14 protein-coding genes are annotated in these 17,463 nt (G+C 50.5%); 10 read left to right on the top strand and 4 right to left on the bottom strand.

The annotated features are described in order from the left end of the window. The first annotated feature begins 191 nt into the window (after positions 1–191). Complete coding sequence (locus LA337_15275) at positions 192–1,073, top strand: LysR family transcriptional regulator (GenBank protein ID UBI14543.1); 882 nt, start codon at positions 192–194, stop codon at positions 1,071–1,073. 194 nt (positions 1,074–1,267) lie between these two features. Beyond that, a complete protein-coding gene (gene lysP, locus LA337_15270) occupies positions 1,268–2,737 on the top strand; it encodes a lysine-specific permease (protein UBI14542.1) in 1,470 nt (489 codons plus the stop codon). A gap of 73 nt (positions 2,738–2,810) precedes the next feature. Here the strand turns inward: lysP and LA337_15265 are convergent, their stop codons facing one another. The 3 genes from LA337_15265 to serB all read right to left on the bottom strand — a co-directional run bounded on the left by LA337_15265 (position 2,811) and on the right by serB (position 7,371). Next, a complete protein-coding gene (locus LA337_15265) occupies positions 2,811–4,796 on the bottom strand; it encodes a ligand-gated channel protein (protein UBI14541.1) in 1,986 nt (661 codons plus the stop codon). A 333-nt stretch (positions 4,797–5,129) separates the two neighbouring features. Further along, positions 5,130–6,452 (bottom strand): MFS transporter, encoded by a 1,323-nt coding sequence (locus tag LA337_15260; protein ID UBI14540.1) that lies wholly within the window; start codon positions 6,450–6,452, stop codon positions 5,130–5,132. Between the two features lie 31 nt (positions 6,453–6,483). Further along, the gene (gene serB, locus LA337_15255; protein ID UBI14539.1) at positions 6,484–7,371 is read right to left on the bottom strand and encodes a phosphoserine phosphatase SerB; all 888 of its coding nucleotides are present in this window, start codon (positions 7,369–7,371) and stop codon (positions 6,484–6,486) included. A gap of 216 nt (positions 7,372–7,587) precedes the next feature. Between serB and LA337_15250 the strand changes: the two genes are divergently transcribed. Next, on the top strand, positions 7,588–8,952 hold the full coding sequence (locus tag LA337_15250) for an L-serine ammonia-lyase (protein ID UBI14538.1): 1,365 nt from the start codon (positions 7,588–7,590) through the stop codon (positions 8,950–8,952). Continuing rightward, positions 8,949–9,338: a helix-turn-helix domain-containing protein gene (locus LA337_15245; protein UBI14537.1), complete on the top strand. Its 390-nt coding sequence runs from the start codon at positions 8,949–8,951 to the stop codon at positions 9,336–9,338. The genes LA337_15250 and LA337_15245 overlap by 4 nt, the downstream gene beginning before the upstream one ends. On the opposite strand, the gene fghA is transcribed toward LA337_15245, so the two are convergent. Then, positions 9,339–10,175: an S-formylglutathione hydrolase gene (gene fghA, locus LA337_15240; protein ID UBI14536.1), complete on the bottom strand. Its 837-nt coding sequence runs from the start codon at positions 10,173–10,175 to the stop codon at positions 9,339–9,341. It lies immediately after the preceding gene. Between the two features lie 321 nt (positions 10,176–10,496). Here fghA and folE point away from each other — a divergent pair, with 321 nt between their 5' ends. The 6 genes from folE (at position 10,497) to mglC (ending at position 17,417) form a co-directional block, all read left to right on the top strand. After that, positions 10,497–11,165: a GTP cyclohydrolase I FolE gene (gene folE / locus LA337_15235; protein ID UBI14535.1), complete on the top strand. Its 669-nt coding sequence runs from the start codon at positions 10,497–10,499 to the stop codon at positions 11,163–11,165. A gap of 14 nt (positions 11,166–11,179) precedes the next feature. After that, entirely contained in the window at positions 11,180–12,337 is a 1,158-nt protein-coding gene (locus LA337_15230) for a DUF418 family protein (protein ID UBI14534.1), read from the top strand. A 144-nt stretch (positions 12,338–12,481) separates the two neighbouring features. Continuing rightward, positions 12,482–13,507 (top strand): HTH-type transcriptional regulator GalS, encoded by a 1,026-nt coding sequence (gene galS, locus LA337_15225; GenBank protein UBI14533.1) that lies wholly within the window; start codon positions 12,482–12,484, stop codon positions 13,505–13,507. Between the two features lie 293 nt (positions 13,508–13,800). Continuing rightward, entirely contained in the window at positions 13,801–14,799 is a 999-nt protein-coding gene (gene mglB / locus LA337_15220; GenBank protein UBI14532.1) for a galactose/glucose ABC transporter substrate-binding protein MglB, read from the top strand. Positions 14,800–14,870: 71 nt separating this feature from the next. Further along, positions 14,871–16,391: a galactose/methyl galactoside ABC transporter ATP-binding protein MglA gene (gene mglA, locus LA337_15215; protein UBI14531.1), complete on the top strand. Its 1,521-nt coding sequence runs from the start codon at positions 14,871–14,873 to the stop codon at positions 16,389–16,391. Between the two features lie 15 nt (positions 16,392–16,406). Continuing rightward, positions 16,407–17,417, top strand: coding sequence for a galactose/methyl galactoside ABC transporter permease MglC (mglC, locus tag LA337_15210; GenBank protein UBI14530.1), 1,011 nt, complete (start codon positions 16,407–16,409; stop codon positions 17,415–17,417). Positions 17,418–17,463 lie beyond the last annotated feature (46 nt).

Below are 17,463 nucleotides of genomic sequence, written 5' to 3'. Positions count from 1 at the left end.
ATTGATTATATATTTATAATTAATCTATATAAGTGGTATACCCGTCATACTTCAGGTTGCATGTGCGTTGGCTGCGCTCGTTCACCTCAGTCACGTACTTAAGTACGCTCCCGGGGATGCTCTCTCTGGCCGCCTTCCTGCAACTCGAATTATTTAGGGTATAAGTAACGGATATCCGGTGGAAAACGACTATGCATATCACCCTGCGACAACTTGAAGTGTTTGCTGAGGTACTAAAAAGCGGCTCAACGACCCAGGCGTCTGTCATGTTGGCATTGTCGCAGTCGGCGGTGAGTGCGGCGCTAACCGATCTCGAAGGGCAACTTGGCGTGCAGCTGTTTGACCGTGTGGGCAAACGGCTGGTGGTCAACGAGCACGGGCGCTTGCTTTATCCACGCGCGCTGGCGCTGCTTGAGCAAACGATCGAAATCGAACAGCTTTTTCGCGAAGATAATGGTGCTATTCGGGTCTACGCCAGTAGCACTATTGGCAACTACATTTTGCCCGCCATGATCGCCCGTTATCGCCAGGATTTCCCTGATTTGCCGCTGGAGCTTAGCGTGGGCAACAGCCAGGACGTAATCAATGCGGTGCTGGATTTTCGGGTAGACATTGGGCTGATCGAAGGGCCGTGTCACAACACGGAAATCATCTCTGAACCGTGGCTGGAAGACGAGCTGGTGGTGTTTGCCGCACCCTCGTCACCGCTCACAAAGGGGGCCGTTACGCTGGAACAGCTGGCGGCTTCGCCGTGGATCCTGCGCGAGCGAGGATCGGGTACGCGCGAACTGGTGGATTACCTGCTGCTGTCCCATCTGCCGAGATTTCAGATGGCAATGGAGTTGGGTAACTCGGAGGCCATTAAGCATGCGGTGCGCCATGGTCTCGGGATCAGCTGTTTGTCGCGCCGGGTTATAGCGGAGCAGTTACAGGCGGGTACGTTGAGCGAAGTTCCTGTGCCGCTGCCGCGTTTAGTCCGCACTCTCTGGCGCGTTCATCACCGGCAAAAACATATCTCTAATGCCATTACGCGTTTTTTACATTACAGCGACCAGGTAGAACTGGGCGATTAAAGCGCTGATTGTCGAAAGGTCCCTCTAAGCATGCTGGCGGTTACGTTTTATCCGCCTTGCGTCGCCCATTTTCTGCTTTACTTATAATCCGCGGCCAGTCATGAAGGTCTCTTATAACTGCGTATTTGTGCCGGAAGAATGCCATTTCGTCTGCTACAATCGCGCCTCATTTTTTGGATGGATAGCATTTTCACATGGTTTCCGAAACTAAAACCACAGAAGCGCCCACGCTACGTCGTGAACTGAAGGCGCGTCACCTGACGATGATTGCCATTGGAGGCTCCATCGGTACAGGTCTTTTTGTTGCATCTGGTGCAACTATTTCTGCGGCGGGTCCTGGCGGCGCGTTGTTCTCTTATATATTGATCGGTCTGATGGTGTACTTCCTGATGACCAGCCTCGGTGAACTGGCTGCCTATATGCCGGTTTCCGGCTCGTTTTCCACCTACGGTCAGAACTACGTAGAAGAAGGCTTTGGCTTCGCGCTGGGCTGGAACTACTGGTACAACTGGGCGGTAACGATTGCCGTTGACCTGGTGGCCGCACAGCTGGTGATGAGCTGGTGGTTCCCGGACACGCCAGGCTGGATCTGGAGCGCACTGTTCCTCGGCGTTATCTTCCTGCTGAACTACATTTCCGTTCGCGGATTTGGTGAAGCGGAATACTGGTTCTCACTGATCAAAGTTACCACCGTCATTATCTTCATCGTGGTTGGCGTGATGATGATTTTCGGTATCTTCAAAGGCGCTCAGCCGGTGGGCTGGAGTAACTGGACGACCGGTGATGCACCGTTTGCCGGTGGCTTTGCCGCGATGATTGGCGTGGCGATGATCGTCGGCTTCTCCTTCCAGGGTACGGAGCTTATCGGTATCGCGGCAGGCGAATCTGAAGATCCTGAAAAGAATATTCCACGTGCGGTACGTCAGGTGTTCTGGCGAATCCTGCTGTTCTATGTGTTCGCGATTTTGATTATTAGCCTGATCATTCCGTACACCGATCCGAGCCTGCTGCGCAACGACGTGAAAGACATCAGCGTTAGCCCATTCACGCTGGTATTCCAACATGCGGGTCTGCTGTCTGCGGCGGCGGTGATGAACGCGGTTATCCTGACGGCGGTGTTGTCTGCGGGTAACTCCGGGATGTACGCCTCCACGCGTATGCTTTACACCCTGGCATGCGACGGTAAAGCGCCGCGCATTTTCGGTAAACTGTCTCGTGGCGGCGTTCCGCGTAACGCGCTGTATGCGACCACCGTGGTGGCGGGGCTGTGCTTCCTGACCTCGATGTTTGGCAACCAGACCGTGTACCTGTGGCTGCTGAATACCTCCGGGATGACGGGCTTTATCGCCTGGCTGGGGATCGCCATTAGCCACTATCGCTTCCGTCGTGGTTATGTGCTGCAGGGTCACGATGTGAAGGATTTGCCGTACCGTTCTGGCTTCTTCCCGTTGGGTCCGATCTTCGCCTTTGTGCTGTGTCTGATTATCACTCTCGGCCAGAACTACGAAGCGTTCCTGAAAGACAGCATTGACTGGGGCGGCGTGATGGCAACCTATATCGGTATCCCGCTGTTCCTGATTATTTGGTTTGGCTATAAGCTGACGAAAGGAACCCATTTTGTTCGTTATAGCGAAATGAAATTCCCGGGTCGCGTGAAGAAATAATTCTTAACCAGCTACGGCAGAAAAAACAAAACCCCGGCATGATGAGTGCCGGGGTTTTTTTATTGCGCCAGACTTAGAAGCTGTAAGTCATGCCAACCGTGTAACGACGTCCATCAAGAACGGTGTCGTAGGTATCGTAATCGATTTGTTTATCCAGCACGTTATACACGCCAGCGGTCATCAACAGATCCTTGGTTGCATAGTAACGTAAACCAACATCGACCTGAGTATAGGACGGCGTGCCCTGGGCCATGGAGGTACGGCTCAGGTATTCAGACGTTTTCCCGCGCAGATTAAGACGGCTCCAGAAACCGAGATCCTGGGTGGCCTGCCAGTCCAGCGTAGTGTTGAACATATGCTTCGGCATTTTGTTCAACGGCTGGCCGGAGAACTGACCGCTTTTCTGCTCAGATTCCGTATAGGTATAGTTCGCCGTCCAGTTGACGTCGGAGGTGATTTTCCAGCCGAAGGTGGATTCTACGCCGCGCATATTGGCTTTATCGACGTTAACGCGATCGCTGACGAAGTCATAATGGGTATTGCCGATGGTGCAGGCCGGATCGGAACTGCTGTTGCAACGGCGAACTTCGGTGATTTTGTTTTTGAAGTCGGTATTGAACAGGGTCACGCCCGCATTGAGGTCGTTGCCGTTATCCCACAGTAAACCGATCTCTTCGCTGAGGCTTTTCTCCGGTTTCAGGTCCGGGTTGCCGACAATGATCCCGTTCAGACGACCGCCGCCGGTGACCTGTCCCCAACTGGCAGAAGACTGGCGCAGATCCGGGGCGCGATAGCCCGCAGAAACGCCGCCTTTTAAGGTCCATTGATCGCTCAGATGCCATACGCCATAGCCGCGTGGCGTCCAGTTGTCGCCGTAGTTTTCATCTTTATCCATACGCAGACCGCCGGTCAGCGTGAAGGTATCGGTAACGGCCCATTCATCTTCGGCAAACAGCGCCCAGCTCCAGCGAGTCAGTTTGTTCAGTCCATCAGCCGCTTGTAGCTGGTTGCCATTATCGCGCAGTTTTTCATAACGATATTGCCCGCCCAACGTCAGGGTGTGCGCCCCAAGGAAGACCTGGTTCTGGTTATTGAAAATCGTGTTATAAGACTTCATCTGGCGACCGGGGTTGTCGGTCTCTTCCTGCTGGACATAGCTGGTGGAGTTGAAGTCGTCGTAATAACCGCTGTGGGTCAGGGAATACGTCGTGTGCACATACTTGTTTTCGCTTTTACTGTTGGGCTTACAGCTCCCGTTACGGCAGTTTTCCTCGGCCATGGATTTGCCTGGCGTACTGTCGCGATCCTGCAGTTCACGCGCGTAATCGAAGTCGATGTCATTTTTATCATCTGGCGTAAAGTTCAGGGTTAAACCCCCGTTACGCATACGCTGTTCATTGTAGCCATTAAGGATTTTATCTTCGGCCCGGTGGGAGAATAAGCCAGTCACCTTCGCGCCGAGTAATCCGTCAATCAGTGGCCCAGACGCATAGGCGTTAGTCTGGTAAATATCGCCGGAATCTCTGTCTTCCTGGAAGGTGGCATCGCCGTGCAGAGAGCCGGTCCAGGCTTTGGTATTCGACACTTTCTTGGTGATGACGTTAATGACGCCACCCATCGCATCGGAGCCGTAGAGGGATGACATCGGGCCGCGGATTACCTCGATACGCTCGATGGATTCCAGCGGCGGCAGCCAACCTTGCTCAATACCTGAGTTGTCGCTGTTAGGACGTGTGCCGCGCGTGCTAATGCGTTTGCCGTTGACCAGGAAGAGCGTGTATTGCGAAGCCATACCGCGAATACTAATATCGCTGCTGCTCCCCCCGCCGGTGACGACGACGCCAGGGACATCTTTTAGCGCATCGGTAACATCGCGATAGGCTTTGTCCTCAATCTGCTGCTTGGTAATAACAGATATCGACGCGGGTGCATCCTGAATTTTCTGCTCGAAGCCGGTAGCGGTAACGACTACGGTGTCTTGTTCAGCGGCATGGCCGAGTGATGGGAGACTGGCGACGCATACTGCGGCAGCTACAGCCTTAACGTGAGGTATAGTCATTTGTATCATTCCATTTAAATGAATCAAACTGCGTGTCATATGAAAGGCCATGACAATTGTATGTATTTGTCTTTTAAGGACTCTTTTCAGTAAAGAAGCGAATGGATTGTACAAAAGTATGAATATTTGTAAACACAAATGATAATAGAAATCATTTGTGTTTGATATTTTTTCGATATAAAAGCTTTTTTAATCAACAGGATAATGTGGAAAGAAAAAAGGAGAAAAAGTGAAGGAATGATGGAGGAATGAAGAGGAAGGACACCTTTTTGACGCTGAAAGAGCCTAACTGAAGGACAGCGGCGATGGCGCCACCGTCCTGTTATGGCTGGCTTATAGCCGATGGAATTTGGCGAGTAAGGCCAGTGACAAGGTGGTTAACAGGATTGCGATCACGGCATAGAGATAGACTCCAGACCACTCCCAGTTGTTCTTTACTAATATCACCGGTACGCCTGCTAATGCCGCGCCAACATAGCTAAACAATCCGCGGAAACCGGTTATCGATCCCGCCGCATCTTTGTGAGTGACATCCAGACAACCTACGGCAAAAAGCATATGCGGGCCGTACAGGGCAAAACCCATAATAGTGAAGAGAATGGCCGTAATGGTATATGAAGTATCCTGAACTAGTGGGATTAAGGTAATACACACGCAGAGCATTAATGCGAATATTAATCCTGTCATCCAGCGGTTACTTTTAAACATAAAGTCCGATAAGTAACCCGCCAGTAACCCCCCGGCAAGTCCTCCGGCTTCAAACCACGAGATAATGGAGTTGGCTTTAATCAGGCTCCAGCCATGTACCTGAGAATAGTAAATTTGTGGCCAGTCGTTGAGGATGGTGCGGGCAATATAAACCGACATATCGCCAATGATAATAATCCACACCAGCGGGTTAATCAGGATATATTTAACAAAAATCTGCCAAAAGGAGAGGTTAACCGGACTGGCTTTAACCTGGGCTAACTCTGTTGGATCCTTGCGCCATTCGCCAACGTTGGGCAAACCTAAGGTCCCGGGACGGTCTTTAATTGTAAAGAGCGCAATGACCCCCATCAGCAAGGAGATCGCGCCCGGCACATAAAAACCCATTTTCCAGCTACCGCTCCAGACAATCGCGAAACTTGTCAGCAGTGGGGCGAGACTACCGCCAATATTATGCGCCGCTTCAACGACCGCCCACCAACGTCCGCGTTCATTCTTGGAAAACCAGGATGCCATGATCTTTGCCATGGGCGGAAAACTGGTACCCTGGAGGATAGCATTGAGGCTGTACAACACATAAAACGCGGCAACGCTGTCGGAAAAACCAAACAGAATATTAACGATCCCCACGCCAATGAGCACCGGGCCGGTCATGGCTTTCGGGTTGATTTTATCAACCAGCATGCCGCCAACAAACTTCATTGAGCCATACAGAATGTAAAACAGTGAAGACATGATGGCAAAATCTTCAGCGGTCAGAGCGGTATCTGACAGCATGGCCGGCATGGCGGCTGAGAAGTTTTTACGTGTTAAATAAAAGACGGCGTAAGAGATAAAAACTGAGGTAATAATCTCTATTCTGAATTTTTTGTAAGTATGGTCGATCTCTTTTTTTTCTTTTACAACCGGCTTATCAGCCTGGCTGAATATAAATGATTTCAAGCTCATATGATTTTCCCTTCAGACAGTGCTCGTGGGGTTATAATCCATTTTCGATAAAGAACAAAAGCGACTCGAATCCGTGAAAGTTAATCTGATTGGAAATTAAATTCCTGACGGCTGGTTTTGCTTGCCAGGCAATACCGGTGCCAGCATACGTCAGCATGGGGATATCGTTGGCGCCATCACCGCAGGCGATAATATTATGCTGAGGTATCTGTAGAGAGTCGGCAAGTATGGCCAACGTTTTCTGCTTATTTTCTGCATTCATGATTGGCGTGGAAATATTATCCGTTAGCATGCCATCCCTGATTGCAACGGTATTTGAAAATACATAATCCAGCTGATATTTCTGTTGTAAACGGCGGGTGAAAATATCCAGTCCGCCGGAAATGATCGCTGTTTTAAATCCCTTCTGTTTGAGGAGTGGCAAAATGGTGGTGATGCCGGGAGAGGCCGTCATCCGATCGCATACGGCATTGATGACATCGATGTGCGTTCCTTTTAACATTCCGATGCGCTGAGTGAAACTGCTATTGAAATCCAGTTTTCCTTCCATCGCCTGCTGCGTCAATTCCGTTATCCGATCGGTGATGCCTAGCGCGCGGGCGATTTCATCCACACCTTCTTCCTCGATAAACGTCGAGTCCATGTCAAAGGCGATGATCCCGTTCGTCGGGATGATTTGCGGTTTTAGGAAAAAATCAAATTGCTGAGTGAACGATGTCGCCCTTAGTTTTTTGTATATGTCATCGGTGAATACTTCATCGGGTATTGATAATTTTAAATACGGTTTATTGAATGCGGCTATAGATAACTGTTCCAGTGCGCACGGATATTGTTTGGTCTCGGTATTTAGAAACGTATTGTGCAGCCATGCCTGAAGTTTTTCAGGATCTTTTGCACTAATAAAATAAATAATTGCCATTATCTCACTCCTGTAAATTAAGATTATTGTAATAGTAGGGGGTGACGATTGAATCCTGCTTTATCACAGATGTGAATGTTAAAAAAAAGATAAAATAGTATTGTTTTTTATACCAAAAAATAAACAAAGTCTGAAAGGTATCGTTTTTGATATACACGTCACGGTCTGTTGCTACTGGCGGTATATTCTATTTTGACTAACAGGGATGGGTCTGAAATGGAAAGTTGTATTGATATTTTTAAAGTCGTTATTGGGCCTTCCAGTTCAAGAACAGTAGGGCCAATGCGTGCCGCGTTTAACTTCATTTCACAATTAAAGCTACAGGAGATCTTACCGCTAACGCGAGAAATCGAGGTTGAGCTATATGGCGCGCTCTCATTAAGCCGCAAGTGTCATAACGTTGATATCGCTCTTTATCTGGGGCTGTTGGGCAACCAGCCGGATGATGTTGATTTACGCCAGCAGATGGATCTCATTAAACGTGCTGAACAGGACGGCACCCTGACGCTTTCTCCTTCAGTTACCGTGACGGTCGCGATTAAGCCGAATCAACACCCGCATTCTGGTCATCCCTATGCGATGACGTTTCGCGCCAGGGATGATTATTTTACGTTGTATGAAGAAACATGGTTTTCAACCGGCGCCGGCCAGGTTCGCAAACCCGGCGAGTCGGTGCCCGAGAGAGCCGCGCAAAAAAACGCATTTCCGTTTGCGTTTCAAAATGCCGCGCAGCTGCAGGCGCTGTGCCAGCGTAATGGATTATCCGTTGCGGCATTAATGATGAAAAATGAGTTACAGATGCATTCTCAGGCGGCGTTGCATGACTATTTCGCGCATGTTTGGGCGGTAATGCAGCAGGCAGTCCATCGTGGTCTGCATACTGAAGGCCTACTGCCCGGCTCGTATCAGGTGCCACGCAGGGCTTGCTCGCTCTATAAATTACTGGCAATGAAACCCTCTGCTAACGACTTTCTCACCAACCTCAACTGGGTGAATGCGTTTGCGATTGCCGTCAGCGAGGAAAACGCCGCAGGAGGGCGGGTGGTAACCGCGCCGACCAATGGTGCCAGCGGTATCATCCCAGCGGTCCTCAGTTGGTACGATAAGTTTGTCTGTAAGCTGGATAGCGCATCGGTTATCCGCTTTTTCCTCACCGCTGGCGCCATTGCGCTACTGTTCAAACAAAACGCGTCTATTTTGGGTTCTGAGGTCGGGTGTCAGGGAGAGATCGGTGTGGCCAGTTCGATGGCCGCGGCTGGGTTAGCGGAACTGATGGGGGCGTCAGTTGCTCAGGTGCTGAATGCCGCAGAAATCACCATGGAGCATCATCTCGGGCTGACCTGCGATCCGGTTGGCGGGCAGGTACAAATTCCCTGTGTCGAACGAAATGCGATTTCGTCCGTAAAAGCGATTAACGCCGCAACGATGGCGATGAGCCGCGTCAGTGAGCCATGCGTTTCGCTCGATGAGGTGATTGCAGCCATGTATGAAACGGGTAAAGACATGAGCGCGAAGTACCGCGAAACGTATCACGGCTGCCTTGGGAAAATTCAGCCCAAAAATCGGGGGAGGGCGGCATGAAATATCACACCATGAATAATGATGAAATCATCTTGTCATTATGCGCTCGCATTAGAGAAACGCGGATTTCTCTGGCGCTAACACAGCAGCAGCTTGCTGACAGTGCACAGGTCGGCATTGCGACCATTAAACGCATCGAGAAAGGCGGTGGCCTCAATCTGGACACGCTTATCTCCCTGTTGCGGGCGCTGAAAAAGTTGCACCACCTGGATGCAATCTTATTCGAGTCTGAAGTGCGTAATTTTAACGAAGGTCATGAAGGCGGTGAGAGCGTGGGGCGATTACAGGTACGCCAGCAGGCGGCCGATCTAAATCGTAAAGCGTCCGCGCCGCAGTCAGAAGAGATGAGCTACAGCGCGGCAATAGAAAATACGCTTTACTGGTGATCACTTCAGCAGATACTGGGCATGGAAGCGCAGGTGATCCTCAATAAACGACGCAATAAAGTAATAGCTGTGGTCGTAACCTGGCTGGATGCGCAGCGTCATCGGCCATGCGGTTTGACGGGCCGTTTCGGCCAGTACCGCAGGCTGGAGCTGATCGGCAAGAAACTGGTCGCTGTCGCCTTGATCGATTAGCGTCGGAATCGCATCTGCGGGCTTGCTGGCCAACATTAACGCGCAACTGTCCCACTCGGCCCACTGTGATTTATCTTCACCCAGATAAGCGCTAAACGCCTTCTCGCCCCACGGAACGCGGCAAGGATTGACGATCGGCGCAAAGGCGGAAATGCTGGTGTATTTCCCGGGATTTTTCAGCGCCATAATCAACGCGCCGTGACCGCCCATGGAATGTCCACTAATGGCGCAGCGATCGCTGACGTTAAACTGCGATTGAATCAGTGCCGGCAGCTCATCACGCAGATAGTCATACATGCGAAAATGCGTTGCCCACGGCGGCTGGGTGGCATTGAGGTAAAATCCCGCGCCCTGGCCTAAATCGTAGCCGTCATCGTTGGCAACCTGCTCGCCGCGCGGGCTGGTGTCCGGCATCACCAGAACAATGCCCAGCTCAGCCGCGATGCGCTGCGCACCGGCTTTGGTGGTGAAGTTTTCATCATTGCAGGTCAGGCCCGACAGCCAGTACAGCACCGGAGGCGGGGCGTTATCGCGGGGTGGCGGAAGAAAAATACTGAAGGTCATGGCGCAATTTAACGTGGTAGAGTCGTGACGCCAGCGTTGCTGCCAGCCTTCAAAACAGCGGTGCTCTTCAAGCATTTCCATGCGTGGCTCCTTATTGTGTTGAACCTGAATGTGTTTGCGAACTCACCATAATACAGATTATTCATAGCACTGTGAGTAACTTTCACTTCCGCATTGAGCAAACATACTTCATCATCTATATAACTTTACATTAACACTCGATGTCACCGGGTTGAATGACAAGTGAAATCGCTACGCTGAAAGGCTGCGCCAATTTCAATAATTATCGCGGTGAATACTGGATTATGTGCGCCGCCTCACGCACAATGTTCTGGCTGTGACACAGCCTAAAAACTTTGCCCCATGCAGGGCAGAGGCGCCCCACCTGCAGGAGAAGAAGAAATGTCATCACTCAGTAAAGAAGCGGCCCTGGTTCATGAAGCGCTGGTCGCGCGTGGTCTTGAAACGCCACTACGCCCGCCCGTGCAAGAGATGGATAACGAAACGCGCAAACGTCTTATCTCGGGCCATATGACCGAGATTATGCAGTTGCTCAATCTCGACTTGAGCGATGACAGTTTGATGGAAACTCCGCATCGCATTGCGAAAATGTATGTCGATGAGATTTTCTCCGGCCTCGATTACGCCAACTTCCCGAAAATCACCGTCATTGAAAACAAAATGAAGGTGGACGAGATGGTCACGGTCCGCGATATCACGCTGACCAGCACCTGCGAACACCACTTTGTCACTATCGACGGCAAAGCGACGGTGGCGTATATCCCGAAAGATTCGGTCATTGGTCTGTCGAAGATTAATCGAATTGTGCAGTTCTTTGCACAGCGTCCGCAGGTTCAGGAACGTTTGACCCAGCAAATCCTCACCGCGCTGCAAACGCTGCTCGGAACCAATAATGTGGCGGTGTCGATTGATGCGGTACATTACTGTGTGAAAGCGCGCGGCATTCGTGATGCGACCAGTGCGACCACGACCACGTCTCTTGGCGGATTGTTTAAGTCCAGCCAGAACACGCGTCAGGAATTCCTGCGCGCAGTACGTCATCACAACTGATTAGGGCAGGAACCATGGAGCGTAATGTCACGCTGGATTTTATTCGTGGCGTCGCCATTCTTGGTATCCTGCTTCTCAATATTAGCGCCTTTGGCTTGCCAAAGGCGGCATACCTCAATCCCGCGTGGTATGGCAACATCACCTTATCCGATGCCTGGACCTGGGCGCTGCTCGATCTCTTTGCGCAGGTAAAATTCCTCACGCTGTTTGCATTGCTGTTCGGGGCCGGTCTGCAAATGCTGCTCCCGCGCGGCAAACGCTGGATCCAGTCGCGGCTTACGCTGCTGGTGCTGTTGGGTTTTATACACGGTTTACTTTTCTGGGATGGCGATATCCTGCTGGCATATGGCTTAATTGGCCTGATTTGCTGGCGGTTGATCCGGGATGCGCCGTCGATAAAAAGCTTGTTTAACACCGGCTTACTGCTTTATCTGGTGGGGGTTTGCGTACTGCTGCTGCTGGGGGTTATCTCAGGGAGTGAAACCAGTCGCGCCTGGACGCCGGATGCCTCAGCGTTGCTGTATGAAAAATACTGGAAAGTGAACGGCGGAATGGAAGCGGTCAGCAATCGCGTGGATATGATGTCCAATAGCTTGCTGGCGTTAGGCGCGCAATACGGATGGCAACTGGCGGGGATGATGCTGCTCGGCGCGGCATTAATGCGCAGCGGCTGGCTAAAAGGGCAGTACAGCTTACAGCATTACCGACGCACCGGCGTGCTGCTGGTTATTATCGGCATGGCGATTAACCTGCCTGCTATTATCATTCAGTGGCAACTGAACTGGACCTACCGTTGGTGTGCCTTTTTGCTACAAGCCCCGCGAGAGCTGGGCGCGCCGTTGCAGACTATCGGTTACGCCGCGCTGATGTTCGGATACTGGCCGCAGCTTAGCCGCTTTAAATGGGTCATTGCCATCGCCTGTGTGGGCCGCATGGCATTAACCAACTATCTGTTACAAACCTTAATCTGCACCACGCTGTTTTACCAGGTCGGCTTATTTATGAAATATGACCGGCTGGAGCTGCTGTTTTTCGTCATACCGGTCTGGGCCGTGAATCTACTTTTCTCCATCATATGGCTACGTTTTTACCGCCAGGGCCCGATAGAATGGCTGTGGCGTCAATTAACCCTGCGTGCTGCAGGGACATCATTGCCGCGTACATCCAGATAACGATCTGGATCACATTCATTAACAAAATGGATGTAAGCGCTTTCATTCCTGTGACACCACTCACGCAGTCCGTTTCATTGTGCTGACAAAATACCCAACCTGGGGTGTCTGTGGGTAACCACAATCTAAAACAGGGCAGTGAATATGGTAACCATCCGTGATGTGGCACGACAGTCTGGCGTTTCTGTAGCGACCGTTTCTCGCGTATTAAACAACAGTGCGCTGGTAAGTCCCGATACGCGTGAAGCGGTAATGAAAGCCGTCACGCAATTGGGCTATCGACCTAATGCCAACGCGCAAGCGCTGGCGACGCAGGTAAGCGACACCATTGGCGTTGTGGTCATGGATGTATCAGATGCGTTTTTTGGCGCGCTGGTAAAAGCCGTGGATATGGTTGCCCAGCAGCATCAGAAGTACGTCCTGATTGGCAACAGCTATCATGAGGCGGAAAAAGAACGTCATGCCATTGAGGTGTTGATTCGCCAGCGCTGTAACGCACTGATTGTTCACTCTAAAGCATTGAGCGATCGGGAGCTGGCCGAGTTTATGGATCAGATCCCCGGCATGGTGCTGATCAACCGCCTGGTGCCAGGCTACGCTCACCGTTGCGTCTGCCTGGATAACATCAGTGGGGCTAAAATGGCGACCCGAATGCTGCTGAATAATGGTCACCAACGCATCGGTTATCTGGCATCAAGCCATCGCATTGAAGATGATGCCATGCGTAAAGAAGGGTGGTTAACAGCCCTAAAAGAGCAGGAGATTGTTGCGGCAGAAAGCTGGGTCGGCACCGGTTCGCCCGATATGCAGGGCGGAGAGTCCGCGATGGTGGAACTGTTGGGGCGTAACTTACAACTGACGGCGGTCTTCGCCTACAACGATAATATGGCTGCCGGCGCGCTGACTGCGCTAAAAGATAACGGCATCGCTATTCCATTACACCTTTCTATCATTGGCTTCGATGATATTCCCATCGCGCGTTACACCGATCCGCAACTGACCACTGTGCGCTATCCCATTGCCTCAATGGCAAAAATGGCGACGGAGCTCGCGCTGCAGGGCGCGGCAGGCACATTGGATCCGCAGGCGACGCATTGCTTTATGCCGACGCTGGTGCGTCGCCATTCGGTGGCGCTGCGGCAGAATGCGGCACCGATCACTAACTCATAACGTTGCGCGATGTAACCGCTTTCAATATGTGAGTAAATTCACAGTATATTAACAATGCGATAGCTATGATGACACTGTTTGTTGCGCTGTAACTACTATGTAACGGTGAATAATCACTTTCATCGAGGTATAGGTGCCTTAAACAAAAATTAAAGCCTGTTTTTGGAGCGTTGCCAGACACGGAAGAAATATTTTTTAAAAGTGAGCTTCGGCGTTCAGTAACACTTCAGTAACGTTCTGCCTGCCGAGCATTTATCTCAAGTACTACCCTGCATAATAAAACCGGAGATACCATGAATAAGAAGGTGTTGACCCTGTCTGCTGTAATGGCAAGCATGTTATTCGGCGCGGCTGCGCACGCTGCTGATACCCGCATTGGTGTAACTATCTATAAGTATGATGATAACTTTATGTCCGTGGTACGTAAGGCTATCGAAAAAGATGCTAAAGCGGCGCCAGATGTCCAGTTGCTGATGAATGACTCGCAGAACGACCAGTCCAAACAAAACGATCAGATCGACGTGCTGCTGGCAAAAGGCGTGAAAGCACTGGCTATTAACCTGGTTGACCCGGCAGCAGCAGGCACGGTCATTGAAAAAGCACGCGGACAGAACGTACCGATCGTGTTCTTCAACAAAGAACCTTCTCGTAAGGCGCTGGACAGCTATGACAAAGCGTATTACGTCGGTACCGACTCTAAAGAATCCGGTATTATTCAGGGTGATTTGATTGCCAAACACTGGGCTGCAAACCCGAACTGGGACCTGAACAAAGACGGCAAAATTCAGTTTGTTCTGCTGAAAGGCGAACCGGGACACCCGGATGCTGAAGCGCGTACCACTTACGTGATTAAAGAGCTGAACGACAAAGGCATTAAAACTGAGCAGTTGCAGTTAGATACTGCAATGTGGGATACCGCTCAGGCGAAAGATAAGATGGATGCGTGGATGTCCGGTCCAAACGCGAACAAAATTGAAGTGGTTATCGCCAACAACGATGCGATGGCAATGGGCGCAGTTGAAGCGCTGAAAGCACACAATAAAACCAACGTACCGGTATTTGGTGTGGATGCGCTGCCTGAAGCACTGGCGTTGGTGAAGTCTGGCGCAATGGCCGGTACCGTGCTGAACGATGCCAACAATCAGGCGAAAGCCACCTTCGATCTGGCGAGAAATCTGGCTGACGGCAAAGGTGCAGCTGATGGCACCAACTGGAAAATTGAGAACAAGATTGTTCGCGTTCCGTACGTAGGTGTCGATAAAGATAATCTGGCAGAGTTTACCAACAAATAAATACTCCGTATGTGGGCGCAATTTCATTGCGCCCTTAATTATGCACTCTGCAAGGCCAACAAGGTATAATTATGGTCAGCACACATACTCAGTCGTCAGGCGAATACTTGTTGGAAATGACCGGCATCAACAAGTCCTTCCCCGGCGTTAAGGCTCTTGATAATGTCAATTTAAAAGTCCGCCCGCATTCGATTCATGCCTTAATGGGCGAGAATGGCGCGGGGAAATCCACATTATTGAAATGCCTTTTCGGCATCTATCAAAAAGATTCCGGCAGTATTTTATTTCAGGGTAAAGAAATCGATTTTCATTCTGCTAAAGAAGCGCTTGAGAATGGTATTTCGATGGTCCACCAGGAATTAAACCTGGTATTACAACGTTCTGTGATGGATAACATGTGGTTGGGACGCTATCCCACCAAAGGCATGTTTGTCGATCAGGAAAAAATGTACCGCGATACCAAAGCGATATTCGATGAACTGGATATTGATATCGATCCGCGCGCGCGCGTTGGCACATTATCCGTTTCACAAATGCAGATGATTGAAATTGCGAAAGCATTCTCCTATGACGCCAAAATCGTCATCATGGATGAGCCGACTTCATCGCTAACCGAGAAAGAAGTTAACCATCTGTTCACCATCATCCGTAAGCTGAAAGAGCGTGGATGCGGCATTGTTTATATTTCGCACAAGATGGAGGAAATCTTCCAGCTGTGTGATGAAATTACCGTGCTGCGCGACGGCCAGTGGATAGCGACTCAGCCACTGGAAGGGCTGGATATGGATAAGATTATCGCCATGATGGTTGGGCGTTCACTTAACCAACGTTTTCCGGATAAAGAGAACAAACCCGGTGAAGTTATTCTGCAAGTGCGTAACCTGACTTCGCTGCGTCAGCCGTCGATTCGTGATATCTCGTTTGATTTGCACAAAGGGGAAATTCTCGGGATTGCCGGTCTGGTGGGCGCAAAACGTACTGATATCGTTGAAACGCTTTTTGGTATTCGTGAGAAATCATCGGGTACGATTACGCTCCACGGCAAAAAGATTAATAACCACAGCGCAAATGAAGCCATCAACCACGGTTTTGCGCTGGTCACGGAAGAGCGCCGCTCAACCGGTATTTATGCGTATCTGGATATTGGTTTTAACTCGTTAATTTCCAATATCCAAAATTATAAAAATAAAGTTGGTCTGCTGGATAATTCCCGCATGAAGAGCGATACCCAGTGGGTTATTGACTCAATGAGGGTGAAAACGCCGGGCCATCGTACACAAATCGGTTCACTATCCGGCGGTAATCAACAAAAGGTCGTTATTGGCCGCTGGTTATTAACCCAGCCAGAAATTCTGATGCTGGATGAACCCACGCGTGGTATTGATGTTGGCGCGAAATTTGAAATTTATCAGTTGATTGCCGAACTCGCGAAAAAGGATAAGGGGATTATTATTATTTCCTCTGAAATGCCGGAGCTGCTGGGAATTACCGATCGTATTCTGGTGATGAGCAATGGTCTCGTTGCCGGAATTGTTGACACTAAAACTACAACGCAAAACGAAATCCTCCGTCTTGCGTCTTTGCACCTTTAAGATTAGGGGCTCCTTATGAGTGCGTTAAATAAGAAAAGTTTTCTTACTTACCTGAAAGAAGGCGGAATTTACGTTGTTCTTTTAGTTTTGCTGGCAATTATTATTTTCCAGGATCCCACTTTCTTAAGCTTACTGAACCTGAGTAATATTCTGACGCAATCCTCGGTGCGTATTATTATCGCATTGGGTGTGGCCGGGCTGATCGTTACCCAGGGGACCGACCTGTCTGCGGGACGTCAGGTCGGCCTGGCGGCGGTCGTGGCGGCAACCTTGCTGCAATCGATGGAGAACGCCAATAAGGTGTTTCCTGAGATGGCTACGATGCCAATCATCGTAGTGGTGCTGATTGTCTGCGTGATTGGCGCCGTTATCGGTCTGGTGAACGGCATTATCATTGCTTATCTGAACGTGACGCCGTTTATTACCACTCTGGGGACGATGATTATCGTTTACGGGATCAACTCCCTGTACTACGACTTCGTCGGCGCATCGCCAATTTCTGGCTTTGACAGCGGATTCTCAACCTTTGCGCAGGGCTTTATTGCGCTAGGCAGTTTCCGACTCTCCTACATCACCTTCTACGCGCTGATTGCCGTAGCCTTTGTGTGGGTGCTGTGGAACAAGACCCGCTTCGGTAAAAACATTTTCGCCATCGGCGGAAACCCGGAGGCTGCGAAAGTGTCCGGGGTAAACGTTGCGCTGAACCTGCTGATTATCTATGCCTTGTCTGGCGTGTTCTATGCCTTCGGTGGTTTGCTCGAAGCCGGGCGTATCGGCTCGGCGACCAACAACCTCGGCTTTATGTATGAACTGGATGCGATTGCGGCGTGCGTGGTTGGCGGCGTGTCGTTCAGCGGCGGGGTAGGGACCGTGTTTGGCGTGGTGACCGGTGTGATTATCTTCACCGTTATCAACTATGGTCTGACCTACATCGGCGTGAACCCATACTGGCAGTATATTATCAAGGGCGGCATTATTATCTTCGCTGTCGCGCTGGACTCACTGAAGTACGCGCGTAAGAAGTAAACGTACAACGCAAAAAGCCCGGCACAGCGCAATCTGTACCGGGCTT

The sequence above is a fragment of the Citrobacter europaeus genome, from assembly GCA_020099315.1.
Lineage (GTDB): Bacteria > Pseudomonadota > Gammaproteobacteria > Enterobacterales > Enterobacteriaceae > Citrobacter > Citrobacter europaeus.
This window is presented reverse-complemented; position numbering and strand designations above follow the sequence as displayed.

Excerpts from the sequence above, each read along its gene's own strand:
- mglB (UBI14532.1), top strand. The coding sequence starts at position 13,801 with ATGAATAAGAAGGTGTTGACCCTGTCTGCTGTAATGGCAAGCATGTTA.
- mglC (UBI14530.1), top strand. The coding sequence starts at position 16,407 with ATGAGTGCGTTAAATAAGAAAAGTTTTCTTACTTACCTGAAAGAAGGC.
- LA337_15250 (UBI14538.1), top strand. The coding sequence starts at position 7,588 with ATGGAAAGTTGTATTGATATTTTTAAAGTCGTTATTGGGCCTTCCAGT.
- fghA (UBI14536.1), bottom strand. The coding sequence starts at position 10,175 with ATGGAAATGCTTGAAGAGCACCGCTGTTTTGAAGGCTGGCAGCAACGC.
- LA337_15275 (UBI14543.1), top strand. The coding sequence starts at position 192 with ATGCATATCACCCTGCGACAACTTGAAGTGTTTGCTGAGGTACTAAAA.
- mglA (UBI14531.1), top strand. The coding sequence starts at position 14,871 with ATGGTCAGCACACATACTCAGTCGTCAGGCGAATACTTGTTGGAAATG.
- LA337_15260 (UBI14540.1), bottom strand. The coding sequence starts at position 6,452 with ATGAGCTTGAAATCATTTATATTCAGCCAGGCTGATAAGCCGGTTGTA.
- lysP (UBI14542.1), top strand. The coding sequence starts at position 1,268 with ATGGTTTCCGAAACTAAAACCACAGAAGCGCCCACGCTACGTCGTGAA.
- folE (UBI14535.1), top strand. The coding sequence starts at position 10,497 with ATGTCATCACTCAGTAAAGAAGCGGCCCTGGTTCATGAAGCGCTGGTC.
- serB (UBI14539.1), bottom strand. The coding sequence starts at position 7,371 with ATGGCAATTATTTATTTTATTAGTGCAAAAGATCCTGAAAAACTTCAG.
- galS (UBI14533.1), top strand. The coding sequence starts at position 12,482 with ATGGTAACCATCCGTGATGTGGCACGACAGTCTGGCGTTTCTGTAGCG.
- LA337_15265 (UBI14541.1), bottom strand. The coding sequence starts at position 4,796 with ATGACTATACCTCACGTTAAGGCTGTAGCTGCCGCAGTATGCGTCGCC.
- LA337_15230 (UBI14534.1), top strand. The coding sequence starts at position 11,180 with ATGGAGCGTAATGTCACGCTGGATTTTATTCGTGGCGTCGCCATTCTT.
- LA337_15245 (UBI14537.1), top strand. The coding sequence starts at position 8,949 with ATGAAATATCACACCATGAATAATGATGAAATCATCTTGTCATTATGC.